Source organism: Pseudomonas sp. IT-P4, from assembly GCF_949767755.1.
Classification (GTDB): Bacteria; Pseudomonadota; Gammaproteobacteria; order Pseudomonadales; family Pseudomonadaceae; genus Aquipseudomonas; species Aquipseudomonas monachiensis.
Map to the genome: position 1 here is coordinate 1 of NZ_CATKPX010000030.1, position 22438 is coordinate 22438.

Genomic DNA, 22438 nt, shown 5'->3' on the forward strand with positions numbered 1-22438 from the left:
AAGTGCCTCCAACGAAGGCATGAAGTGGTATGAAGTGGTTCCCATCGCGGCCGTCGTCGGCGCAACCCAGGCCGCCACCGGCCACCGTGACCAGGACACCAACCTGTTCATCGAAGCCGAGTTCGTCGACGCCAAGAGCAACCAGACCGTGGCCAAAGTGGTGCGCAAGGTGTTCGGCACCGAACTGAAAAACGAAAGCCAGCAGATTACCGCCAAGGACTTCAAGGCGGCGATCGACAAACTGGGTACCGACTTCCAGGCATTCCTCAAGTAACACCTGCCTTTGTGGCGAGCGAGCTTGCTCGCGCCGGGCTGCGTAGCGGCCCCTGGACTGTCGGCAACGACATGTTTTGCGACTGCTGCGCAGTCGAGAGCGGGAGCAAGCTCCCTCGCCACAGAGGTTCCCCTCCTGACCCTTGCGGTCACTTCTTCATCCCCACCCGCCGGCGCATCTCGGCAGTGATCGCTTGTCGGGTTCCGGGCATCTGCGCCCACGGCCCATCCCCGACTTCAGCCAGACGCTCATGCACGTTGTGCAGGTTCCATTGATTGGCACCCTTGAGTTCGGCCACCTCTTCGCGCCAGATCGGCATCGACACCGGCAACCCTTCGCGGGTACGTACGGCGTAGGCGCAAATGGTGGTCGCCCCCAGGCCGTTGCGCAGGTAATCGATAAAGATCCGTCCGACCCGGTTCTTCGGTCCCGACACTGCCGAAAAACGCTCGGGCAACAGCTTGGCCATGTGGTTGACAATGGCATGGCTGAAATCCTTGACCTCGTCCCAACCGAGCTTGCGGGTCAACGGCACCACCACATGAATGCCCTTGCCGCCGCTGGTTTTCAGAAACGCCTTGAGCCCCAGTTCATCCAGCACCGACACTGTCAGTTGCGTGGCCTCGACCATGCGCTTCCATGGCAGCGCCGGGTCCGGGTCAAGGTCGAGGACAAAACGGTCCGGCTTGTCGAGTTTGTCAGACGTCGCATTCCAGGTATGCAGTTCCACGGTACTCATCTGCACCGCGCCAACCAGCGCCTCGGCATTGTCGATGAGCATCATCGGCTGGCCGGTGAGTTGTTTGTCCAGCATGGTGATGCCGGGGATCGCCAGGTGCTCGGCGTTTTTCTGAAAAAACAGCTCGCCAGCGATGCCGTCCGGGGCACGCACCAGCGCCACCGGACGATCCTTGAGTTCGGGCAGGATCCACTCGGCGACACTGGCGTAGTACTGCGCCAGTTGCAGTTTGGTCGTGCCGCTGGCGGGGTCGATCACCCGGTCCGGGTGAGTGATGCGGACCTTGCCGTCCTCCAGACCGATCTGTGAGGGGGCAGGCGCGGCTTTCTTTTGCGTGGCTGCGGGCTTTGCCGTGCCGGTTTTTTTCTCAGTGGAGGTTTTCACGGTACTCGCACGCTCCTCGGTGATGGCTCGGGCCGGTTTGTCCTTGCGCAGACCATGGAACACGGCATGGCGTACCGAGCCGTCCCTGGTCATTTCAGCGAAGGCCACTTCCGCCAGCAGCCTGGGTTTGAGCCAGTGCACATCCCTGGCCTGCGAACCGACGGGTGGGTTAACCACAGGCGGCTTTTTCACCTGCAACGGCTTGAGTTGTTCATGGAGGCTGCGCAAGGTCGCCTCGTTGAACCCGGTGCCGACCTTGCCGGCGTAGCGCAACTCGCCCCCATCGCGGTCATGCAGCCCCAGCAGCAATGCCCCGAAGGCATGACGCGAGCCTTTCGGCTCGGTGAAGCCAACGATGATGAATTCCTGCCGTTGCTGGCATTTGAGCTTGATCCAGTCACTGCTGCGCCGGGAGAGATAGGGCGAACCCAGACGCTTGCCGATCAAGCCTTCCATGCGCATCTGGCAGGCGCTGTCGAGCAAGGCCCGGGGCTCCTGGCCAAACGACTCGGAGAAGCGCAGCAACGGATCTTTATTGGCCTTGAGCACGGTCGCCAGCGCGGCCCGACGCTCTTCGACCGACACCTCGCGCAGGTCCACGCCATTGAGGTACGGCAGGTCGAACAGGTAGTAGAGAATGCCGTCGCTGCGATCCTCTTCGAAGGCGTTTTGCAGCGCCTGAAAGTCCGGCACACCCTGTTCGTCCATCACCACCATTTCACCGTCGAGCCACGCCGATTCCAGGTCCAGCGCGGCCAGGGCCGTGGCCTGCCCCGGCAGTTTGTGGGTCCAGTCGTGGCCATTGCGGGTGATCAGCTTCACCTCGCCGTGGTCGATGCGGGCCATGATGCGGTAGCCGTCGAACTTGATTTCGTAGCTCCACGGGCCGTCGGGGATTTTTTCCACCAGCGTCGCCAACTCAGGCTTGAGCAACTCGGGTAGCCTGGCTTTGCGCGCACCGGTGAGGGGCGATGATGCTCCCGGGCGTGAGCGCTTGGCGGCGGCCCTGGAGGTCGCCGAAAAGTCACCCAGGCGGTTGTAATCATCGAGGTTGCGGGGCATGGCTTACCTGCTTCGCGCCAGGACGTCGAATGCAAACGTCTTCTAATCAAGCAGAGCCAGCGAGCGGCGCAATAATTCAATCAACGTTGAAAAAGCCCGGACGGACGGGCTTGTGGCGCGGGGTACGGCCGGTGTTTGCGCAGGTTGACCGAGTCATCGTTCTTCGCGAGCAGGCTCGCGAAGCTTTACCAAGGCGGATGCACCCTTTCAGGCAGTACCCTTGGCCTGCTGTTCCAGATGCAATTGCAATAGCGGGTCGATCTGCAACGCCGCAGCCAGTTCATCCAGATAGTTGCGCTCGGCGTCCTGCTGGTCGTCCACCAGCATCACACTGGCCAGGTACATCTCCGAGGCCATGGCCGGGTCGGTGGCCGATTGCGCCACTTCATTGGGGTCCAGAGGCTTGGCGACCTCGTCGTCCAGCCATTGCTGCAATTGCGGATCGTCGGTGTGACGGCCGATTTCAGTGCTGATCATGTGCTTCTCGGCTTCGTCGATGCGGCCATCGGCCTTGGCCGCGGCGATCAATGCCCGCAGGATCCCATGGCTGTGCTCCTCGGCCTCCGGGCCGGCCAGCAAGTCCACGGTCCGTGGCGCTTCTTGCGGCGCCGACGCCTGACTGCGTTGCCAGGCCTGGTACGCCTGGAACGCCATCATGCCCAGGGACGCCAGCGCCGCATAATTAGTGCCGCCAGCGGAGCGACTTTGCGGTGCACCGCCCATCGGCGAACCACCGCCGAGCAAGCCACCGAGCAAATCGCCCAACCCAGCGCTACCACCGCCACTGCCTGCACCAGCACCACCACCCAACAAGCCGCCGAGCAATCCACCCAGGTCGCCGAGCCCGCCTTGGGCCGACGAGCCACCGCCACCCTGTTGCGCCATCGAGCCCTGGCCGGCGCGCAGTAATTGTTCGAGCAGGTCGCTGGTGTTCATGGCAGTTGTCCTCTTGAAGGGCGTTTATCCAGTCAGGCAACGATAGCCCCCGCCGGCGAATGTGCCAGCACCGTTGGGCTGACCCGCCCGCGCTACCGCGGATTGCTCCGGAGTATTTCCTGGCGGCGCAGCTAAGATTCATAGGTGGTGAACCTTATTCCCGCAAACCCGGTCGATACCTGCAACCCGACCCGGTTTGCCACCGCCCCCATACGCGGGGCGACAACTGGCTTGCTTCATTCACTGGAGAACGCCCCCGTGATTTCAACCCTGTACATCGCCAGGCTCAAAGCATGGGGCGCCCATGGCTTTACCGCCACTGGCGTGGTCACCGCTTTCCTCGCCACCCTGTCCCTGCTGGAGAACCAACCGACCCATTGCCTGCTGTGGCTGGGTGTCGCCCTGATCGTCGACGGACTGGACGGTGCGCTGGCACGCAAGGTCAACGTGCAGTCGGTGTTGCCGAGCTTCGATGGCTCGATCCTCGACCTGGTGATCGACTACCTGACGTACGTGTTTATCCCGGCACTGTTCATCTACCGCTACATTCCGTTGCCGGACTACACCCTGCTGCTGAGCGTGTCGCTGATTCTGGTGTCGTCGCTGTTCTGCTTCTGCAACGTCAACATGAAGAGCACCGACAACTACTTCCAGGGTTTCCCCGCCGCCTGGAACGTGGTCGCCCTGTGCCTGTACATCATCGCCCCGCCGCCGTGGATCACCTTCGTCACGGTCATCGGCCTGGCGCTGCTGACCGTGACCCGGATGAAATTCCTGCACCCGTTTCGCGTGCGCCGGTTCATGCCGATCAACATTGCGGTGACAGCCATCTGGTTGCTGTGCAGCCTGTCACTGGTGCTCAACCATCCACGGATCAATCCGTTGGTAATGGGCTTGTGGTTGCTGATGTCGGCGTACTTCCTGGGCATCTGCCTGTGGCGCACGGCGCTGGAGTGGTTCGACGAGTCGGGGCTCAAGTAGCCATGGCGGTCCATATCGTTCAACTCGGATCACCCCGTCGGCCTGACGAAGGCTTGCGCCTGGGCACGGTACGCCGCCCTCCACGCGGCGTACCGAAAACCGAATTCGCCCGTCGGGACTTTTATGATGTCTGGCAACCGCTGCTGTCGCCCAGTGCCGAGTTGGTGGCCGAGGCCAAGGCCGCACAGGATGCCAAGGCCTGGGAGGTGTTCCGGCGCAAGTTCAAGGCCGAGATGAGCCAGCCCGCTGCCAGTCAGATGCTGGACCTGCTGGCCGCGCTGTCCCACCAGACGTCCCTGGCCGTGGGTTGTTATTGCGAGGATGAAGCGCATTGTCACCGGTCGGTGTTGCGCGAGTTGCTGGAGGCTCGAGGTGCTGTAGTGATTTAGAGGCAATGACCACCACACAACTCCTGTGGGAGCTGGCCTGCTCGCGAATGCGGTCTTTCAGTCGAAGATGCTGTGGCTGACACACCGCTTTCGCGAGCAAGCCCGCTCCCACATTGGACTTGTGGTAACTCAACGCCGCGTAATCACCACCTCCAGGTATTCACTCGGCACCACCAGCGACTTGTCGCCCGCCCGGTTCATCCGGTTGATCAGCTCGCTCAGGTCCCTCTCCAGTGCCTTGGCGCCATCCGCGGGCAGCGCGGCGAAGGCCTTGTGCACCGGCCCGTACCACTGGCGGAAGGTGTCGATGAAATGCGCCGCCGAGCGATAGCGGAAATTGAACGTGCGGCGTGTCACCTGAAGCAGGAATTCACGCTCGTCGAAATGCTCGCGCAGCCAGGCTTCGCTGCCCCAGCGGGAGGGCGGATTGGCGCCCGGAGGGGGTGGCAGGTGTTGGCCCAGGGTCTTGAACATCTGGCCGACGAAACCTTCCGGCGTCCAGTTGGCCAGGCCGATCCGCCCGCCCGGGCGACAAACCCGCGCCAGTTCCGCGGCGGCCTTGGGCTGGTCTGGCGTGAACATCACGCCGAAGGTCGACAGCACGGCATCAAAACTGCCGTCGGCAAAGGGCAAGGCTTCGGCATCGGCGACCTGGAAGGAGACCTTCAGGCGTTCTGCCCGGGCCCGTTCTTCGCCGCGTTCGAGCAAGGCGGCGACATAGTCGGTGGACGTCACCTGGCAGCCACGGCGGGCAGCCGCGAGGGTTGCGTTGCCGTTACCGGCGGCTACGTCGAGCACGCGCTCATCGCACAACAGGTCGCAGGCTTCGGCCAGTTGCTCGCCGACGATCTGCAGGGTGGTGCCGATCACGGCGTAGTCACCGCTGGCCCAGGAGGCCATCTGGCGGTTTTTCAAGGCAGTCAGATCAATGGGTGTACTCATGGAAACGGTCTCTGGTTTGAAACACGAGTCGGGTCCGGTCGCGGTTACTCCGCCGTCGTCGGATCGATGATATTCATGACCTGGGAAATGCGGTTGGCGGGAAAACCACTGATCCTGGCGTGCTCCCGGATCTGCTCCTCGTTCGGCGAGATGTACACGCAGTAGAGTTTGTCACCGGTGACATAGCTCTGCAGCCACTGCACCTCTGGCAACTCACGCAACGCCTGGCAGGACTTGAGCGAAGCGGCTTTCAAATCCCTTTCCGACAATGCTCCGGCGCCCTGGATCTCGCGTTCAATCACGAACTTCGGCATGGCAACCTCTCTTTTCTTGTTCTGGGTAGCAGGGCCGGTATTGACCCCGTAGACAAACTATCGTCCTGACGGGCGCTGGCGTCCTGTCCGATCGTCGCCCAACCCTGCCCGATCGTCCGGAGATTCCACGTAGCGCGCAGGCGCGCTCACAATCAGGAACCTCCCACGGGGAAACCCCAATGGACGCTCTGTCACAGACCCTGCGTGTCGTGCACCTGGTCGGCGCGATCTTCATCAACGCCCGGTTCACCGCGCCCTGGTGCTACCAGTCGCCCAGCGCCGATACGGCGGCGCCGTTCCTGGAGCCCGATGCGGAACGAGTGGTGATCTTTCACCTGATCACCGAGGGTGAGTGCTACGTGGAATTGGGCGATGCCCCGCCGCTGCTGCTGAGTGCGGGCGACGTGGTGATCTTCCCCCAGGGCGATGCCCACCGCATGTGCTCCCGTCCCGGGTTGCCCCCGGCCACGGGTGCGCGACTGGATGCGGTGCTCGCGCGCCGCCCTCGGCAGTTGAGTTATGGCGGAGGTGGCGCGGTCACCCGGTTGGTGTGTGGTTACCTTGCGTGCGACACGCGCCTGGCGGGCATGTTGCTCAAGGGCTTGCCGGCCGTGGTGCGCGTCAATGTACGCGGTTCGGATGCCGGTATCTGGCTGGAATCCTCCGTGCGTTATGCCCTCGCCGAAGCCCGCTCGCCTCGCCCTGGCGGCGAAGGGGTATTGGCCAAACTGGCCGAAGTACTGTTCATCGAAGTGTTGCGCCTGTACATGAACGAACAGGGCGAAGGCCGCACCGGCTGGCTGGCCGGCGTGCGCGACCGCATCGTCGGCGCCGCCCTCAACGCCTTGCACAAAAAGCCCTGCCACGCCTGGACGCTGGACGAACTGGCGCGCACCGCCAGCACCTCAAGATCGGTGTTGGCCGAACGCTTCCAGCAACTGGTGGGGGTGTCGCCGATGCAGTACCTGACGCAATGGCGCATGTTGCTCGCCGCCAACCTGTTACGCAGCAGCAACAGCTCATTGACGCGCATCGCCGAAGAAGTGGGTTACCAGACCGATACCGCTTTCAGCCGCGCCTTCCGTCGCGAGTTCGGTGCGCCACCGGCGGCGTGGCGGCGCGGTCAGGAGAAAAAGACCATGGCCCACGAGGCAAGACCTGTGAGCCATTGATCGAGCCAATTACGCCGTTGGCGCGCTTGCCTTGGCCTCCTCCAGCAACTGCTGAATCATCTTCTCCTGAGTGTCATAACTACCCTCACCGAAGTGGGTGTAACGCACCTGCCCCTTGGCATCGATCAGGTAGTGCGCCGGCCAGTACTGGTTGTCGAAGTTGCGCCAGATCGCGTAGTTGTTGTCGATCGCCACCGGGTAGGTGATGCCGTACTCCTTAACCTTGGCCCTGACGTTGTCGATGATGCGTTCAAAGCCGTATTCGGGCGTGTGCACGCCGATCACCACCAGCCCGTCCTTTTCGTACTTCTTCGCCCAGTCCTTCACGTACGGCAGGGTGTGCTTGCAGTTGATGCAGTCGAAGGTCCAGAAGTCCACCAGCACCACTTTGCCTTTAACGGCCTCGTTGCTCAGGGCCGGCGAGTTGAGCCAGTCCACCGCGCCGGACAGCGAGGGCATGGCACCCTGGGCATCGCCCATGGTGCTGTCGGCCTTGACCTTGCTGACCAGGTAATCGACGACTTTCGGCACGGCTTCCAGCACGTCTTTCTCCACACTGCTGACACCTTGCGATGAGGTGTTGGCCAGCAACAGGTCATTGGCCCCCGTTGCAATCACCGCCGCACCGGACAGCACCGCAACCCCGGCGCCACGGCGCAACCAGCCAGTGACCGGAATCGACGGTTTCAAGCGATTAACCAGGCCGCGACCGGCAAAGATCAAGGTGCCCAGGGACAGCGCACTGCCCGCGCCATAGGCCACCAGCAACAGACTGGTGCCGGCGTTCGCGCCTCGCAGCATGGCGCTGGTGAGAATCACCCCGAGGATCGGCCCGGCGCAGGGTGCCCAGAGCAGCCCGGTGGCGACGCCGATCATGATCGAGGCCAGCGGCCGGGACATCTTGCGCGAGTTCGGGTCGATGCGATTGCCCAGCAGCACGAAGGGCCGCGCCAGCCAGTCACCGACCCGGGCGGAAATCAGCGACAGGGCGAAAAGCACCATCACCACCAGCGCGACGTGGCGGCCGGTATTGCTGGCCTGGATCACCCACTCGCTGCTGACCACGGCCAGGCTGGAGACCAGGGCAAAGGTCAGGACCATGCCGCCGAGGGTCAGCAGGATCGAGGAACGTGTGCGGTCGGCCCCGGCAAACAGGAAGGGCACGACCGGCAGGATGCACGGGCTGAGGACGGTCAATATGCCGCCCAGGAAAGCGATGAGTAACATGGGATCACCTGATGCAGGTTATAGGGCGACACAGAGCCAGTGTGGGAGCGGGCTTGCTCCGGGCGGCGTTCCGACGAAGACGTACTTTCAGTTGATATCAATGTTGAATGTACTGGCCTCTTCGCGAGCAAGCCCGCTCCCACATTGGATTGGGGTGTTCTCAAGCCGTCTGCTCATCCAGCAACTGCCCTTGCGGCGTGCGGCTGGAACCGTCTTGCGCCAGGAAGCCCTGGGTATCCTTCTGCGCCACAGGCGTGAGCTGGAAGCAGGTGTTGCCGGCGCAGGCGCTTTGCTCGACAGTGGCGTTGGCATGGGCCGCCGCACCGGCGACGGAAAAGACGATGGCGGTCAGGTAGCGGGAAACGTTGTTCATGATGTCCTTCCTGTTTTAAATGGATCAGGCGGTGGTCGGGCGCGACACTCAGTTTTGCGAGTTGCAGTTGTCAGCGAATTTGCGGTAATCCAGCACTTGGGTCCTGGACTGGGAGTCGAGGTACGTCAGCTGCGCATTCACCACGCCGCAGGAAGGCGTAGCGTCCTCGGTCAGCGACAGCACTTTCCTGATGTCCAGTTGGGTGCCGTAGGTGTAGGTTCTGGGAGCGACATCGGCTTCGGCACGGGCCGACAAGGTGCAGATGTTCAGGGCGGCAAACAGGCAGGCGGCGTAGATGGCCTTGGTGTTCATGGCGGATTCCTCAGGGTTCGACAGGTCGTTGGGCCGAGGCGCTCTGGCTGGCCTCGATGGAACCCATTAAAAGCCTGTGAGGTATCTCGTCTGTGTCGGGAATCGGCGTGAATCAATCGCTGCGTATCAGAACGGCGCCTGGATACACAGGCATACAAAACCGCTGGAAATCGGCTTTTTTGCCTTCGTGTGTATCCGCAGGCAAGCCAGATACACTGCAATACAAAGGGCGGCAGGCGAGCCCGCCCAGGCTCTATAGACTGTGTGGCATTCCCCATTTACCAGAGGTTTGGCCCAATGGATCACGTTGATCACATCCTCATCGTTGACGATGACCGCGAAATCCGCGAACTGGTTGGCAACTACCTGAAGAAAAACGGCCTGCGCACCACGGTCGTGGCGGATGGACGGCAGATGCGCGCTTTTCTGGAAACCACTCCAGTGGACCTGATCGTGCTGGACATCATGATGCCAGGGGACGATGGCCTGCTGCTCTGCCGCGAATTGCGCGCCGGCAAGCACAAGGCCACACCGGTGCTGATGCTCACCGCCCGCAACGATGAAACCGATCGCATCCTCGGCCTGGAAATGGGCGCCGACGACTACCTGGTCAAGCCATTCGCCGCCCGCGAACTGCTGGCGCGGATCAACGCGGTGCTGCGACGCACGCGCATGCTGCCGCCGAACCTGGTGGTGACCGAAGCCAGCCGCCTGTTGGCCTTCGGCCGTTGGCGCCTGGACACCTCGGCCCGTCACCTGCTCGATACAGACGGCACCATGGTGGCCCTGAGCGGTGCCGAATATCGATTATTGCGGGTGTTTCTCGACCATCCGCAGCGGGTGCTCAACCGCGATCAATTGCTCAACCTGACCCAGGGCCGCGACGCCGACCTGTTCGACCGTTCCATCGATCTGCTGGTCAGTCGCCTGCGCCAGCGCTTGCTCGACGACGCTCGCGAGCCGGCCTACATCAAGACCGTACGCAGCGAAGGCTATGTGTTTTCCCTGCCGGTGGAAATCCTGGGCGATCAATCATGACCCTGGCGCTGCATTGGCCGCGCACCCTGGCTTCGCGGCTGTCGCTGATTTTCCTGATCGGCCTGATCCTCGCCCAGGCGCTGTCCTTCGGTGTGCAGTACTACGAACGCTACGAGTCCTCGAAAAACACCATGCTCGGCAACCTGGAAACCGACGTTTCCACCTCCGTTGCCATCCTCGACCGCTTGCCCGTCGATGAGCGAGCCGCCTGGCTCAAACAACTGGAGCGGCGCAATTACAGTTACATGCTCAATGAGGGTTCGCCGGGCACGCCCATGCGCACCGACATGCCCGATGCGCCCATCGCCATTGCCTCGATCAAGGACGCCATCGGCCACGATTACCCGATGACCTTCACCGACATCCCCGGGCCGAAAAAACATTTCCAAGTGCACTTGAACCTGGCCGATGGCAGCCCGCTGACCATCGACGTCCGCCCGGCGATGGTGCCGTTGTCACCCTGGCTGCCCATCGTGTTGCTCGGGCAACTGACGTTGATGCTGGCGTGCTCCTGGCTGGCGGTGAGAATCGCCATCCGCCCCCTCACCCGCCTCGCCGGTGCCGTGGAAACCCTGGACCCCAACGCGCACCCGGTACTCCTCGACGAAAGAGGCCCGAGCGAAGTTGCCCACGCTGCCAGGGCCTTCAACTCGATGCAGGCACGCATCGCGGCCTACTTGAAAGAACGCATGCAACTGCTCGCGGCAATCTCCCACGACCTGCAAACCCCGATCACCCGCATGAAACTGCGCGCCGAGTTCATGGACGACTCCAGTGAGAAAGACAAACTGTGGAACGACCTGGGCGAGATGGAACACCTGGTGCGCGAAGGCGTGGCCTACGCCCGCAGCATCCACGGCGCCACCGAAGAAAGCCGCCGCACCGACCTCGACTCGTTCCTCGACAGCCTGGTGTTCGACTATCAGGACGTGGGCAAGGATGTTCAGCTCACCGGCAAGAGTGCGGCCGTCATCGATACCCGCCCCCACGCCTTGCGCCGGGTGCTGGTCAACCTCACGGACAACGCATTGAAGTTTGCCGGTGCTGCTCAATTGCAGGTGGAAAAACGGGCCGATGGCAACCTCTCGATCAGGATCCTCGACCGTGGTCCGGGGATCGCCGAGGAGGAACTCAAGCAAGTGATGGAGCCGTTCTATCGCGTTGAGAATTCCCGCAACCGCAGCACCGGCGGCACCGGGCTGGGGCTGGCGATCGCCCAGCAACTGGCGGTCGCGATTGGAGGGTCGTTGACCTTGAGCAATCGTGAGGGTGGCGGGTTGTGTGCGGAGTTGCGATTGCCGGTGTAGATGTTTTCGGTTCGGGTTTGCGGGTTTACTCGGGACTTGTGGCCACTGAGGATCCCTGTGGGAACGGGCTTGGTCCGGGCGGTGTTCCGACGATGGCTTTGTGTCAGGCGGCATGGATTTTTGAGGGTGTACATATCCGTTGCTGCGGTCACAGCTACTTAGGGCTCCGTCCTTACGGCGGGTGACTATCGAAAAGCCTGCGCGGCCCGGCGCAAAGTAACCAAAGCGCTTTGCCCCTTACATTCGGTGCCTCGCTTAGGCTCGGCATGCCCTCGCTCCGGTCCTGCTCCGTGGGCCCGCCGCCATCGCGAGCAAGTCGGATCGCCGCACCGTCGCTCCCATAGAAGAGCAAAGGCAGAGCAGCCCACACCGCGCCGCTTCTCACCACTCATCAGGCCGAGCGTTAGCTCGCCTGCAGCTCTTGATCTTGATCCACCCGCCCCCTCGGAAGGCTGAGCGCAGGTGTTCATCCGGGGACTGGCGCGCAGCGCCGTTCGACGCAGTCGAACTCATTGCATGTAGGTCGAAGCGAAGCCGACCGGAGGGCAATGCCCCCGGATGAATACCGCAGCGAAGGAACCCCGAGCCTTAGCGAGGGGCCGTACGTTCGGGGCGAGCGTTTTTTTGCTTACTTTTTTTAGGCGCTTGTAAAAAAAGTAAGTCGCCGTAAGGGCGAAACCATAAGTGGCCGTTACCGCAGCAACGGATATGTACTCAATCAAAAAAGCAGCCTGGTCGGCCCAAAGGCCGCCAAGGTCAAACAACCCCAACAACCCCCTCCCCATGCATCTGCCGCAACAACGCCAACCCACCCACCAGAAACCCCGAATCCCCCACCATCCCCGCCTCCACCGCCAATCCTTGCAACTGCTCATGCCCGGTCAACTCCGGAAACTCACGAATACGCAGCAACAACCGCCACGCCAACGGACTCAACTCAGAAAACCTCACACTCCAATCCTCGGCACGACGCACCAGCAACAAAGTCGGCTGAGCAGGTAAAACGTCCGGCTGATAATCCGGCCCCACCTGCTGCACCGGCCAGGCATAAGCCAACGGCCAGGCCAACGGCGACACCCCCAAGGGCCGATCCAGCAGCAACGCGGCATCACCGCCAACCAGAGGCTCGGCGTCGGATTGTTGCAAGGCCATTTCCACCCACTCGTAATGCGCCAGCTCCACCATGAACGGCGGCCACGGCCCATCGCTCAACGCCTGAGGCCCGGCCGCGAGAAACCCGACAAACTCCTCAGCAATCTCACCAAACTTCGGCGTGCGGGCGCGGTAGTCCCGCAGAAAAATCCGCACCAGCGAACGCCAGTGCTCATTGCCCAGAATCTTCACCAGCACCGGAAAAGTACCACTGAGCAAGGACGACAGATTGGCAAACACCAGATCGCGATACACCTGCGCCCGGGCAGCGTCCATTTCGGCCGGTGGCGCGAAACGCTCGGGATCACGCAGGTATTGGCCCATGGTGCTTTGCTGCTGATGCAACGATTGCTTCTCCACGGTTCAAACCTCCTGTTGCAAGCGGCGAATGGTCTGCAATTCCGCCACCAGTTCAGCGAACGCGGGAAAGTTGAAATCCCGCTCCAGCAAGGTCGGTTGCACACCGAACCGGGCATAGGCCTGGGCCAGCAACGACCACACCGCCGGTTTGACCGAAGCGCCGTGGGTGTCGATCTTCAAGGAATCGGACTCGTCGAAATGCCCGGCAATGTGCATGGCCACCACCCGACCGGAATCGATGCCAGCGAGAAACGCCTGCGGATCGAAGCCGTGGTTGATCGAATTGACGTAGACGTTATTGACGTCCAGCAGCAGGTCGCAATCGGCCTCGCGCAGCACGGCATTGGTGAAGGTCACCTCGTCCATGTCTTGCCGGGGCGCGGCGTAATAGGAAACGTTTTCCACTGCCAGGCGCCGACCGAGAATATCCTGGGCCTGACGAATACGCGCCGCGACGTGGTGCACCGCTTCTTCAGTGAACGGCAACGGCAACAGGTCATACAGGTGGCCGTCGTCGCTGCAATAGCTCAGGTGCTCGCTGTACAGCGGCACGTTGTAATGATCGAGGAAGCTGCGAACCTCATGCAGAAAATCGACGTCCAGCGGCGACGGCCCGCCGAGGGACAGGGACAAGCCGTGACAGGACAATGGATAGCGTTCGGCCAGGGCGCGCAATGCCGCGCCGTGGGCACCGCCGATGCCGATCCAGTTTTCCGGGGCGACTTCCAGAAAATCGAAATCCCCTGCCGGTGCGGCCTGGAGGTCTTTGAGTAAACCGCGACGCAGGCCAAGCCCTGCGCTGGCCTTGGCTACGGGGGGAATGGAGGTCTGCATGGTGTCGATCTCACAAGATGTTCAAGGACGCGAGCCGGTGCCCGCCATGAGACAGAGTTAATCGAAAGGGTGTATCTGGACTGTGTTCGGCTGGGGTCTGAAGTTGCGCGGGACTGTATCGAAAGGCCGGTGGGACACAGTGAGATACATCTCTCCCACAGGGTCGTATAGCGGCAGAATAAACGTTGCTTTCGTCGCGCCAGGCCGCGCGCTACAAGGCCCGGACTAAACTTACTGCACACAGGGCCCGCTTGGTGCCCTGTACATCCCCACGACCACCGCCCAGCGGCGAACGCCTCGCCAGACAATGCCTCTGGACCGTGATCCTGTTAAAGGAGCACACATGATGGACGAGGCCAGACTCAACGATTTCATGGGCAAACTGGTGAATGACATGGGCGGCGCGGCGATGCTCGCCAACGTCATCCTTGGCGAAGAGCTCGGCCTGTACCGGGCGATGGCCGACAGTCAGCCCATCACCCCCGAAACCCTTGCCGAGAAAACCGGCTGCAACACCCGCCTGCTGCGCGAATGGCTCAGCGCCCATGCAGCCTCCGGCTACATGGAACACCGTGACGGCCAGTTCCGGCTCCCCGAAGAGCAAGCCATGGCGTTGGCAAACGAAGACTCACCGGTTTATGTGGCGGGTGGGATTGGCGTGGTCGCGTCGTTTTTCCATGACAAGGACAAACTGGTCAGCGCCATGCGCGGCGACGGCGCCCTGCCCTGGGGCGATCACCACCCGTGCATGTTCAGCGGCACCGAACGCTTCTTCCGCCCCGGCTACAAAGCCCATCTGGTCGCCGAATGGTTGCCGGCCCTCGACGGCGTGGTGGCCAAACTGGAAGCCGGGGCCAAAGTGGCGGACATCGGCTGCGGCCATGGCGCCTCGACGGTGATCATGGCCCAGGCGTTTCCGGATTCGCGCTTCGTCGGCTTCGACTACCACGCACCGTCCGTCACCGTTGCCACCCAGCGGGCCGAAGAAGGGGGTGTATCCAGCCGGGCCAGGTTCTTCCAGGGCACGGCGAAAAGTTACCCCGGCAGCGATTACGACCTGATCTGCTACTTCGACTGCCTGCACGACATGGGCGACCCGGTGGGTGCGGCCAAACACGCCTATGAGTCGCTGAAGGACGACGGCACGGTGCTGCTGGTCGAGCCCTACGCCAACGACTTGCTCGACGACAACGTCAACCCGGTCGGACGCCTGTTCTACGCGGCATCGACCTTCATCTGCACGCCCAACTCGCTGTCCCAGGAAGTTGGCCTCGGCCTGGGTGCCCAGGCCGGTGAAGCACGCTTGCGCAAGGTGTTCAGCGAGGCCGGATTCACTCGTTTTCGCCGGGCCACGGAAACGCCGTTCAACCTGATTCTGGAGGCGCGTAAATAATCCTCGCCGTCATCTGTAGGCGCGAGCTTGCTCCGGGCGGTCCGACGATGGTGTGTCAGCTATATTGATGTCGACTGACACTCCATCGCGAACAGGCTCGCTCCTACAGGTTTCCCGGCATGCTCGACCGCCAGACCCGTGACCAACTCGATCGCCTCCATCAGCTCATGGCGGATCAACCGTTTGCCGTGCTGACCGGGGCCGGTATCAGCACGCCCTCGGGCATCCCGGATTATCGCGACAGCCAGGGCGTGCGGCGTGGCCGACAGCCGATGATGTACCAGGAGTTTCTCTCGGCCCCGGAGTCCCGGCGGCGCTATTGGGCGCGGGCGATGCTCGGCTGGCCGAGGGTGCGAATGGCACAACCGAACGTGGCCCACGACACCCTCGCCCGCTTGCAAGGCACGCGGCAGATCAGCGGGTTGATCACCCAGAACGTTGACACCCTGCACGATCAGGCCGGCAGCCACGACGTGATCGAACTCCACGGCAGTCTGCACCGGGTGTTGTGCCTGGATTGCGGCCAGCGTAGTGAACGCGATTCGATCCAGCACCTGATGGAAACACAGAACCCGTACCTGGCCGGCGTCGACGCAGTGCAGGCGCCGGATGGCGACACCTTGCTCGACCCGGCCTTCGAGGCACGCTTCCAGGTCCCCCGCTGCCCACATTGCGCCGGGGAACGGATGAAGCCGGACGTGGTATTTTTTGGCGAGAACGTCGCACAGGCCACGGCGGCCAAGGCGATGGCCGCCGTCGAACAGGCTGCCGGGCTGTTGGTGATTGGCTCGTCGTTGATGGCCTACTCGGCGTTTCGCTTGTGTCGGGTGGTGGTGGACCAGGGCAAGCCGTTGATTGCGATCAACCTGGGCAAGACCCGGGCCGATGAGATGCTGGATTTGAAGATCGAGGGGTCGTGCGAGCGGTTGTTGCCAATATTGGCCGAACGCCTCTCTTCCTGATCAACACAGTACCCTGTGGGAGCGGGCTTGCTCGCGAAGAGGGCGGCACATCCAACATCTTTTTTGCCTGACCCACCGCTTTCGCGAGCAAGCCCGCTCCCACAGGTAATGTGATCAGTTCGTGGAGAAACGTTGCCCAAGGTTTTCCTCTTTGAGCACATCAAACAACGCCTGCGCCGCCGCCGACAACTCGCCGCCCGGCAACGTCAGCACCCCCAGCGCGCGCTCCACCACCGGGTCGTGCAAGGTGATGCAACGCGCCCCCAACTCACGCATCTGTCCGGCACACAAGGCCGGCACCGCGCTCACGCCCAGGCCACTGGCGACCATGCGCCCGACCGTCGCCAGTTGATGGCTTTCAAACTCCACCGGCAGCTTCATGCCGCGGGCCTGCAAGTGTTCTTCGAGCATCACCCGCACCGTCGACGGACGCTGCAAGGTAATGAACGGTTCCTTGAGCAGGGTCTGCCAGTCGATGTCATCGAGTTCGGCCAGCGCCGAATCCAGGGGCACCACCGCGACGAAGCGGTCGATGTACAACGGCGTGAACTGCAGCGACGAACTCTGGGTCGGCTCGAACGCCACCCCCAGTTCCACCTGGCGGTCCCGGACCATTTCCAGCACTTGCTCGTTGATCACGTCATTGACCGTCACGTTGACATTCGGATAACGGGCGCGGAAGGTCTTGAGGATCGGCGGCAGCAGGTTGCCGGCGAACGATGGCATCGCCGCCAGGGTCACGCGACCGCGCTGCAAGGTAAAGCGCTGGCGCAACTCATCCTCGGCATTGTCCCAGTCGGCGATCAACCGGCGCGCCAGCGGCACCAGGGATTCGCCTTCGGCGGTGAGCGCCACATTGCGCGTGGTGCGGGTGAACAAGCGCCCGCCCAGGCCCTCCTCCAGCGCCTTGATGGTCAGGCTCAAGGCCGATTGCGACAGGTGCAGGCGCTCGCAGGCCACGGCAAAGCTCAGGCTCTGGGCCACGGCCAGAAAGGCGCGGATCTGCTTGACGGTCATACTCGATTTCTCCCGGCTATTGTAGGAGCTGCCGAAGGCTGCGATCTTTTGATCTTGATCCAAAAGATCGCAACTTTCGGCAGCCCCTACAGATTGTTGAGTTTTATCTATTAATTAACCTTAAAAATCAACTTAACAAATGAATACTCCAGCGAGACACTCCATCCCATTCGGCTAGCCAGCCGCCCACAAAGAATAAAAGAGGTGCATATGGCAGGTTTCGACAAGCGTGTGAGTTCCTACGAGGAAGCTCTGGCAGGTCTTGAAGACGGCATGACCGTGATCGCCGGCGGCTTCGGCCTGTGCGGGATCCCGGAAAACCTGATCAACGAGATCAAGCGCAAGGGCACCCGCGATCTCACCGTGGTCTCCAACAACTGCGGCGTCGACGGTTTCGGCCTCGGCGTACTGCTGACCGACCGCCAGATCAGCAAAGTGGTGGCGTCCTACGTCGGCGAAAACAAGCTGTTCGAAGAGCAACTGCTCAAGGGCGAAATCGAAGTCATCCTGACCCCGCAAGGCACCCTCGCTGAAAAAATGCGCGCAGGCGGTGCCGGCATCCCGGCCTTCTTCACCGCCACCGGCGTTGGCACCCCGGTCGCCGAAGGCAAGGAAGTGCGCGAATTCCATGGCCGCAAGTACCTGATGGAAGAGTCCATCACCGGCGACTTCGCCATCGTCAAAGGCTGGAAAGCCGACCATTTCGGTAACGTGATCTATCGCCACACCGCGCAGAACTTCAACCCGCTGGCGGCCACCGCCGGCAAGATCACTGTGGTCGAAGTCGAAGAAATCGTTGAACCCGGCGAGCTGGACCCGGCGCAGATCCACACCCCTGGCATCTACGTCGACCGGATCATCTGCGGCACGTTCGAGAAGCGCATCGAACAGCGCACCGTGCGTAAGTGATCCCCTGCCCCCGGACCGAATGAAGGAATAACGACAATGGCACTTTCCCGCGAACAAATGGCTCAACGCGTCGCCCGCGAAATGCAGGACGGCTTCTACGTGAACCTGGGCATCGGCATTCCGACCCTGGTCGCCAACTACATCCCCGAAGGCATGGAAGTCATGCTGCAGTCGGAAAACGGCCTGCTGGGCATGGGTCCGTTTCCTACCGAAGAAACCATCGATGCCGACATGATCAACGCCGGCAAGCAAACCGTGACCGCCCGTACCGGCGCGTCGATTTTCTCCTCCGCCGAGTCCTTCGCGATGATCCGCGGTGGTCATGTCGACCTGACCGTGCTGGGCGCCTTTGAAGTGGACGTGCAAGGCAACATCGCCTCGTGGATGATCCCCGGCAAACTGGTCAAGGGCATGGGCGGCGCGATGGACCTGGTGGCCGGCGCCGACAACATTATCGTCATCATGACCCACGCCTCCAAGGATGGTGAGTCCAAGCTGCTGGACCAATGCAGCCTGCCGCTGACCGGCGCCGGGTGCATCAAGCGTGTGCTGACCGACCTGGCCTACCTGGAAATCGAAAACGGCGCGTTCATTCTCAAAGAACGTGCGCCGGGTGTCAGCGTCGAAGAGATCGTCGCCAAGACTGCCGGTAAACTGATCGTGCCGGACCACGTGCCGGAAATGCAGTTCGCTGCCCAGTGAGGAATCATTCCATGCAAGAAGTCGTCATTGTTGCCGCCACGCGCACCGCGATCGGCAGCTTCCAGGGATCCCTGGCCAATGTGTCCGCGGTTGACCTGGGCGCTGCGGTGATCCGTCAGTTGCTGGCGCAAACCGGCCTGGATCCTGCGCAGGTCGATGAAGTGATCATGGGCCAGGTGCTGACCGCCGGTGCCGGGCAAAACCCTGCGCGCCAGGCCGCGATCAAGGCCGGCCTGCCCTTCGCCGTACCGGCCATGACCCTGAACAAGGTCTGCGGCTCCGGTCTTAAAGCATTGCACCTGGGCGCCCAGGCGATTCGCTGCGGCGACGCCGAGGTGATCATCGCCGGTGGCCAGGAAAACATGAGCCTGGCCAACTACGTCATGCCCGGTGCCCGCACCGGCCTGCGCATGGGCAACGGGCAAATCGTCGACACCATGATCAGCGATGGCCTGTGGGACGCGTTCAACGATTACCACATGGGCATCACCGCCGAGAACCTGGTCGAGAAATACAGCCTGACTCGCGAGCAGCAGGACGCGTTCGCCGCCGCCTCGCAGCAGAAAGCCGTGGCCGCCATCGAAGCCGGGCGCTTTGTCGATGAAATCACCCCGATCCTGATCCCGCAGCGCAAGGGCGATCCGCTGTCCTTCGCCACCGACGAACAGCCACGGGCCGGCACCACCGCCGAATCCCTGGGCAAACTCAAAGCCGCCTTCAAGAAGGACGGCTCGGTGACCGCCGGCAACGCTTCGTCGCTGAACGACGGTGCCGCGGCCGTGATCCTGATGAGCGCCGAAAAGGCCAAGGCCCTGGGCCTGCCGGTCCTTGCAAAAATCGCCGCCTACGCCAACGCGGGTGTCGACCCGGCGATCATGGGCATCGGCCCGGTGTCGGCCACCCGCCGCTGCCTGGACAAGGCCGGCTGGAACATCGACCAGCTTGAGCTGATTGAAGCCAACGAAGCCTTCGCCGCGCAATCGCTGGCGGTGGCCAAGGACCTGGAATGGGACTTGAACAAGGTCAACGTCAACGGCGGCGCCATTGCCCTGGGTCACCCGATCGGTGCCTCGGGTTGCCGCGTGCTGGTGACCCTGCTGCATGAAATGCTCAAGCGTGACGCCAAAAAAGGCCTCGCCACCCTGTGTATCGGTGGTGGTCAGGGCGTAGCGCTGGCGCTCGAAAGGGCGTAAGCCAACAGCGTTCAACAGACGGCGCGAGGACCCACGAAGATCCGTGATCTGTCTGGAAAAACACCCGGTGCGATGCAAGTCGCACCGGGTTCTTTTTTGCCTGGGTTTTTCATTTCCAGCGGGTTTGAATTTTGTATACAAAACTCGCGAACACATAAAGCAATCCACCCGATGCAATGCTACCGTTGCCACCTCACACAGGTCGGAGACGTGCGCGTGTTGATCCTCAAGTTGCTGTTGATCCCAGGCTTCCTGCTACTGATTTCCCTGGCTGGCAAACGCTGGGGGCCGAGCGTGGCCGGTTGGTTGTCGGGGTTGCCGGTGGTGGTCGGGCCGATCCTGTTGTTCCTCGCCCTCGAACAAGGCCAGGCGTTCGCCGCGCAATCGGCCACTGCCGCGCTGTCAGCCATGTTCGCGATGATTGCGTTCTGCGTGACCTACGCCCAGGTCGCACAACGGGCCGGATGGCCGCTGGCGCTGGTGATCTCGCTCTCGGTCTGGGCACTGGTGGCGGTTGTCCTGTCGCTGATCCCGGCCTCCCTGGTGTTCTCGGTGTGCGCCGCCGCCACCGCGCTGCTCGCCGCACCGTACCTGTTCCCCACCGTGCAACCGGTGCTCAGTGGCCCGGCACCGAAATCCGACAAGCTCCTGTTGCGCATGATGGCCGGTGCATTGCTCACCCTGGTTGTCACGCTGTTGGCCAGCACCGTTGGCGACCGCTGGAGCGGCCTGCTGGCGGTGTTCCCGGTATTAGGCAGCGTGATGGCGGTGTTCTCCCAGCAAACCCGTGGCCCGGCCTTTACCGCCGCGTTGCTGCGCGCCACCGCCACCGGCATGTACTCGTTCGCCGCCTTCTGCCTGGTGTTGGCGCTGGCCCTGCCAACGATGGGAATGAACGCTTTTGTGCTGGGAGTCGCGGTATCGGTGGCCATGCTGGGCGTGACCAAACGCCTGCTGGCGCGGCCGGTTGGCCCGGTGACGGACACCGAGGGAGCAGTCATCAAACGCTAAGCTGCATCAGGTCATCGGGCCAGGATGATGCCCGCCCCAGCGACCGCTGAGTAGAGCACACTGGAATGCATCGCAACCTCCATGGGATGATCGCCCCCACTGCGCGCCCATCCCTGGAGATCCCGATGTCATTGTTGAGTAAGAAAGCCCTTGTCCTGCTGCTGGCCGCCGCTACCGGCCTTGGGGCTTTGAATGCGCAGGCCGCCAAGGCCACGTCCAGTGCTGCGCCCGCCCACAAAGTCTCGATGCTCGGCAGCAAGTTCACCTTCAACCTGCCCAAGGGTTTCATCGCCAACCCGCTGCCGGCCAGCCCGGACGGTGCCAGCGGCACCCTGTACAGTAACGAGACCACCAAGACCGTGGTGATCGCCGCCGAAAACACCCTGCCCAACGGTGTCAGCGTCAAGGACAACGACGGCGGGTTCCTCGACGGCACCGCGGCCGATTTCGAAGCGGCGCAACACAAATCCCTGCCCGACTACAACAAGCTCAGCGAGAAAGCGCTGACCCGTACAACCGGGCTGGGCCTGCGCCAGATCGACGGCACTGCCACGCAGGGCGGTGGCATGACCCTCACCACCACGCTGATGGCCGCATCCGGCACTCGCATGGCGGTGATCCAGGTGATTTCCCGCCCAGGCGACATGGCGGCCCACGAAACCCTGATCAAACAGATCGTCAGCGGAAAATGAATCTCAGGGGTTGAGGCGCTGCAACCAGGCGCTCAAGTCCTGTATCTCGTCGGCGCTGATACTGTGACCGACACCGGGGTAGGCGTGAAACTCGGGTTCGAGTGACACGCTCTGCAGCAGGCTGTTGGCTTCGGTGCCGTCGCTCAATGGCAGGCGTTTGTCCTGCTCGCCATGACCGATGAAAATCGCCAGGGACTGGCGTTTTTCATCCGGTTGGAGCTCGGACTTGAGCACCGGCAGAATCCGCCCGCTCAACGCAGCGATCCCACCGAACGCCTCGGGATGGCGCAGGCCTGTTTCGTAGGACATGATCGCACCCTGGCTGAAACCGACCAGGAACACCTTCTCGGGTTCGGTGTGATATTTCTTCGTGGCCTGTGCGACGAAGTCCAGCAGCAACTGGCCACTGGCCTTCAGATCATCGGTCTCGCCGTTGTAGGCCCCTTCACCCTTCTTGCGAAACCACTGGTAACTACCCTCCTGCATCACCATCGGCGCCCGCACCGACAGGAAGGTGTAGGACGCGGGCAAGTCATCCTTGATACCGAACAGGTCCTGCTCGTTACTGCCGTAACCGTGGAGGAAAATCACCAGGGGTTGATGGTTCGAATCGGCGCTGGCCTGCGCCAGGTACTTGAGCGGCAAATCGGTTTGCAGAGGGGTTTGAGCGTGGACAGCGGTGGATAGCAGGAGCGTGAGCAGCGCGAGCATCTTCAACATGGGTCTTCCTTCACTGAATGCAGGATTCGGGGAAGAGCCTAAC

The 22438-nt window shown here is 62.3% G+C and carries 24 protein-coding genes; 13 read left to right on the forward strand and 11 right to left on the reverse strand.

Going from position 1 to position 22438, the window contains the following annotated elements:
* The coding region (locus ACM6IT_RS12115; protein ID WP_414918068.1) for a DUF3313 family protein at positions 1 to 274 on the forward strand (274 nt) is incomplete at its 5' end.
* A gap of 148 nt (positions 275 to 422) precedes the next feature.
* Here ACM6IT_RS12115 and ligD read toward each other — a convergent pair.
* Complete coding sequence (gene ligD, locus ACM6IT_RS12120; protein WP_414918069.1) at positions 423 to 2459, reverse strand: DNA ligase D; 2037 nt, start codon at positions 2457 to 2459, stop codon at positions 423 to 425.
* 207 nt (positions 2460 to 2666) lie between these two features.
* Positions 2667 to 3395, reverse strand: coding sequence for a tellurite resistance TerB family protein (locus tag ACM6IT_RS12125; RefSeq protein ID WP_414918070.1), 729 nt, complete (start codon positions 3393 to 3395; stop codon positions 2667 to 2669).
* Between the two features lie 258 nt (positions 3396 to 3653).
* Between ACM6IT_RS12125 and pcsA the strand changes: the two genes are divergently transcribed.
* Both pcsA and ACM6IT_RS12135 read left to right on the forward strand, forming a co-directional pair.
* Positions 3654 to 4376, forward strand: coding sequence for a phosphatidylcholine synthase (gene pcsA, locus ACM6IT_RS12130; RefSeq protein WP_414912999.1), 723 nt, complete (start codon positions 3654 to 3656; stop codon positions 4374 to 4376).
* Between the two features lie 2 nt (positions 4377 to 4378).
* Entirely contained in the window at positions 4379 to 4765 is a 387-nt protein-coding gene (locus ACM6IT_RS12135; protein ID WP_414918071.1) for a DUF488 domain-containing protein, read from the forward strand.
* Positions 4766 to 4894: 129 nt separating this feature from the next.
* Here ACM6IT_RS12135 and ACM6IT_RS12140 read toward each other — a convergent pair whose 3' ends face one another.
* Together ACM6IT_RS12140 and ACM6IT_RS12145 are read right to left on the reverse strand one after the other, a co-directional pair.
* Entirely contained in the window at positions 4895 to 5707 is an 813-nt protein-coding gene (locus ACM6IT_RS12140; protein ID WP_223542434.1) for a class I SAM-dependent methyltransferase, read from the reverse strand.
* Between the two features lie 44 nt (positions 5708 to 5751).
* Positions 5752 to 6021 carry a DUF4242 domain-containing protein gene (locus tag ACM6IT_RS12145; RefSeq protein ID WP_056723667.1) on the reverse strand — a complete coding sequence of 90 codons (270 nt, stop codon included), beginning with the start codon at positions 6019 to 6021 and terminating at the stop codon, positions 5752 to 5754.
* Positions 6022 to 6200: 179 nt separating this feature from the next.
* On the opposite strand from ACM6IT_RS12145, the gene ACM6IT_RS12150 reads away from it, so the two are divergent.
* On the forward strand, positions 6201 to 7193 hold the full coding sequence (locus tag ACM6IT_RS12150) for an AraC family transcriptional regulator (RefSeq protein WP_414918072.1): 993 nt from the start codon (positions 6201 to 6203) through the stop codon (positions 7191 to 7193).
* A gap of 9 nt (positions 7194 to 7202) precedes the next feature.
* Here ACM6IT_RS12150 and ACM6IT_RS12155 read toward each other — a convergent pair whose 3' ends face one another.
* The 3 genes from ACM6IT_RS12155 to ACM6IT_RS12165 all read right to left on the reverse strand — a co-directional run bounded on the left by ACM6IT_RS12155 (position 7203) and on the right by ACM6IT_RS12165 (position 9105).
* Positions 7203 to 8420: a cytochrome c biogenesis protein DipZ gene (locus tag ACM6IT_RS12155; protein WP_414918073.1), complete on the reverse strand. Its 1218-nt coding sequence runs from the start codon at positions 8418 to 8420 to the stop codon at positions 7203 to 7205.
* Positions 8421 to 8580: 160 nt separating this feature from the next.
* A complete protein-coding gene (locus tag ACM6IT_RS12160) occupies positions 8581 to 8793 on the reverse strand; it encodes a hypothetical protein (protein WP_414912995.1) in 213 nt (70 codons plus the stop codon).
* Positions 8794 to 8841: 48 nt separating this feature from the next.
* Positions 8842 to 9105, reverse strand: a complete 264-nt coding sequence (locus tag ACM6IT_RS12165) for a DUF2790 domain-containing protein (RefSeq protein ID WP_223542438.1) — start codon at positions 9103 to 9105, stop codon at positions 8842 to 8844.
* 297 nt (positions 9106 to 9402) lie between these two features.
* On the opposite strand from ACM6IT_RS12165, the gene ACM6IT_RS12170 reads away from it, so the two are divergent.
* Both ACM6IT_RS12170 and ACM6IT_RS12175 read left to right on the forward strand, forming a co-directional pair.
* On the forward strand, positions 9403 to 10143 hold the full coding sequence (locus ACM6IT_RS12170; RefSeq protein ID WP_056723657.1) for a response regulator: 741 nt from the start codon (positions 9403 to 9405) through the stop codon (positions 10141 to 10143).
* The gene (locus ACM6IT_RS12175; protein ID WP_414918074.1) at positions 10140 to 11450 is read left to right on the forward strand and encodes an ATP-binding protein; all 1311 of its coding nucleotides are present in this window, start codon (positions 10140 to 10142) and stop codon (positions 11448 to 11450) included. The genes ACM6IT_RS12170 and ACM6IT_RS12175 overlap by 4 nt, the downstream gene beginning before the upstream one ends.
* Before the next feature lie 756 nt (positions 11451 to 12206).
* Here ACM6IT_RS12175 and ACM6IT_RS12180 read toward each other — a convergent pair.
* Both ACM6IT_RS12180 and ACM6IT_RS12185 read right to left on the reverse strand, forming a co-directional pair.
* Positions 12207 to 12962, reverse strand: coding sequence for a DUF2063 domain-containing protein (locus ACM6IT_RS12180; RefSeq protein WP_414918075.1), 756 nt, complete (start codon positions 12960 to 12962; stop codon positions 12207 to 12209).
* A 3-nt stretch (positions 12963 to 12965) separates the two neighbouring features.
* Complete coding sequence (locus ACM6IT_RS12185; RefSeq protein WP_414918076.1) at positions 12966 to 13796, reverse strand: DUF692 domain-containing protein; 831 nt, start codon at positions 13794 to 13796, stop codon at positions 12966 to 12968.
* Between the two features lie 346 nt (positions 13797 to 14142).
* Between ACM6IT_RS12185 and ACM6IT_RS12190 the strand changes: the two genes are divergently transcribed.
* Positions 14143 to 15189 carry a class I SAM-dependent methyltransferase gene (locus tag ACM6IT_RS12190; protein WP_056723650.1) on the forward strand — a complete coding sequence of 349 codons (1047 nt, stop codon included), beginning with the start codon at positions 14143 to 14145 and terminating at the stop codon, positions 15187 to 15189.
* Positions 15190 to 15308: 119 nt separating this feature from the next.
* Positions 15309 to 16151 carry an NAD-dependent protein deacetylase gene (locus ACM6IT_RS12195; protein WP_414918077.1) on the forward strand — a complete coding sequence of 281 codons (843 nt, stop codon included), beginning with the start codon at positions 15309 to 15311 and terminating at the stop codon, positions 16149 to 16151.
* Positions 16152 to 16265: 114 nt separating this feature from the next.
* On the opposite strand, the gene ACM6IT_RS12200 is transcribed toward ACM6IT_RS12195, so the two are convergent.
* The gene (locus ACM6IT_RS12200; RefSeq protein WP_414918078.1) at positions 16266 to 17168 is read right to left on the reverse strand and encodes a LysR substrate-binding domain-containing protein; all 903 of its coding nucleotides are present in this window, start codon (positions 17166 to 17168) and stop codon (positions 16266 to 16268) included.
* Positions 17169 to 17378: 210 nt separating this feature from the next.
* Between ACM6IT_RS12200 and ACM6IT_RS12205 the strand changes: the two genes are divergently transcribed.
* From ACM6IT_RS12205 to ACM6IT_RS12225, 5 genes are all read left to right on the forward strand, one after another.
* Positions 17379 to 18077: a CoA transferase subunit A gene (locus ACM6IT_RS12205; protein WP_046816298.1), complete on the forward strand. Its 699-nt coding sequence runs from the start codon at positions 17379 to 17381 to the stop codon at positions 18075 to 18077.
* Positions 18078 to 18113: 36 nt separating this feature from the next.
* Positions 18114 to 18779 (forward strand): CoA transferase subunit B, encoded by a 666-nt coding sequence (locus ACM6IT_RS12210; RefSeq protein WP_056723644.1) that lies wholly within the window; start codon positions 18114 to 18116, stop codon positions 18777 to 18779.
* A gap of 11 nt (positions 18780 to 18790) precedes the next feature.
* On the forward strand, positions 18791 to 19972 hold the full coding sequence (locus tag ACM6IT_RS12215; protein ID WP_056723643.1) for an acetyl-CoA C-acetyltransferase: 1182 nt from the start codon (positions 18791 to 18793) through the stop codon (positions 19970 to 19972).
* A gap of 216 nt (positions 19973 to 20188) precedes the next feature.
* A complete protein-coding gene (locus tag ACM6IT_RS12220; RefSeq protein ID WP_056723686.1) occupies positions 20189 to 20983 on the forward strand; it encodes a hypothetical protein in 795 nt (264 codons plus the stop codon).
* A 125-nt stretch (positions 20984 to 21108) separates the two neighbouring features.
* Positions 21109 to 21675 (forward strand): hypothetical protein, encoded by a 567-nt coding sequence (locus ACM6IT_RS12225; RefSeq protein WP_056723641.1) that lies wholly within the window; start codon positions 21109 to 21111, stop codon positions 21673 to 21675.
* 3 nt (positions 21676 to 21678) lie between these two features.
* Here the strand turns inward: ACM6IT_RS12225 and ACM6IT_RS12230 are convergent, their stop codons facing one another.
* Positions 21679 to 22395 carry an alpha/beta hydrolase gene (locus ACM6IT_RS12230; protein WP_414918079.1) on the reverse strand — a complete coding sequence of 239 codons (717 nt, stop codon included), beginning with the start codon at positions 22393 to 22395 and terminating at the stop codon, positions 21679 to 21681.
* Positions 22396 to 22438: the final 43 nt, after the last annotated feature.

Coding starts and splice junctions, on each gene's coding strand:
- ligD (WP_414918069.1), bottom strand. CDS start 2,459: ATGCCCCGCAACCTCGATGATTACAACCGCCTGGGTGACTTTTCGGCG.
- ACM6IT_RS12125 (WP_414918070.1), bottom strand. CDS start 3,395: ATGAACACCAGCGACCTGCTCGAACAATTACTGCGCGCCGGCCAGGGC.
- ACM6IT_RS12135 (WP_414918071.1), top strand. CDS start 4,379: ATGGCGGTCCATATCGTTCAACTCGGATCACCCCGTCGGCCTGACGAA.
- ACM6IT_RS12140 (WP_223542434.1), bottom strand. CDS start 5,707: ATGAGTACACCCATTGATCTGACTGCCTTGAAAAACCGCCAGATGGCC.
- ACM6IT_RS12145 (WP_056723667.1), bottom strand. CDS start 6,021: ATGCCGAAGTTCGTGATTGAACGCGAGATCCAGGGCGCCGGAGCATTG.
- ACM6IT_RS12150 (WP_414918072.1), top strand. CDS start 6,201: ATGGACGCTCTGTCACAGACCCTGCGTGTCGTGCACCTGGTCGGCGCG.
- ACM6IT_RS12155 (WP_414918073.1), bottom strand. CDS start 8,420: ATGTTACTCATCGCTTTCCTGGGCGGCATATTGACCGTCCTCAGCCCG.
- ACM6IT_RS12160 (WP_414912995.1), bottom strand. CDS start 8,793: ATGAACAACGTTTCCCGCTACCTGACCGCCATCGTCTTTTCCGTCGCC.
- ACM6IT_RS12165 (WP_223542438.1), bottom strand. CDS start 9,105: ATGAACACCAAGGCCATCTACGCCGCCTGCCTGTTTGCCGCCCTGAAC.
- ACM6IT_RS12170 (WP_056723657.1), top strand. CDS start 9,403: ATGGATCACGTTGATCACATCCTCATCGTTGACGATGACCGCGAAATC.
- ACM6IT_RS12175 (WP_414918074.1), top strand. CDS start 10,140: ATGACCCTGGCGCTGCATTGGCCGCGCACCCTGGCTTCGCGGCTGTCG.
- ACM6IT_RS12185 (WP_414918076.1), bottom strand. CDS start 13,796: ATGCAGACCTCCATTCCCCCCGTAGCCAAGGCCAGCGCAGGGCTTGGC.
- ACM6IT_RS12190 (WP_056723650.1), top strand. CDS start 14,143: ATGGACGAGGCCAGACTCAACGATTTCATGGGCAAACTGGTGAATGAC.
- ACM6IT_RS12195 (WP_414918077.1), top strand. CDS start 15,309: ATGCTCGACCGCCAGACCCGTGACCAACTCGATCGCCTCCATCAGCTC.
- ACM6IT_RS12200 (WP_414918078.1), bottom strand. CDS start 17,168: ATGACCGTCAAGCAGATCCGCGCCTTTCTGGCCGTGGCCCAGAGCCTG.
- ACM6IT_RS12205 (WP_046816298.1), top strand. CDS start 17,379: ATGGCAGGTTTCGACAAGCGTGTGAGTTCCTACGAGGAAGCTCTGGCA.
- ACM6IT_RS12210 (WP_056723644.1), top strand. CDS start 18,114: ATGGCACTTTCCCGCGAACAAATGGCTCAACGCGTCGCCCGCGAAATG.
- ACM6IT_RS12215 (WP_056723643.1), top strand. CDS start 18,791: ATGCAAGAAGTCGTCATTGTTGCCGCCACGCGCACCGCGATCGGCAGC.
- ACM6IT_RS12225 (WP_056723641.1), top strand. CDS start 21,109: ATGTCATTGTTGAGTAAGAAAGCCCTTGTCCTGCTGCTGGCCGCCGCT.
- ACM6IT_RS12230 (WP_414918079.1), bottom strand. CDS start 22,395: ATGTTGAAGATGCTCGCGCTGCTCACGCTCCTGCTATCCACCGCTGTC.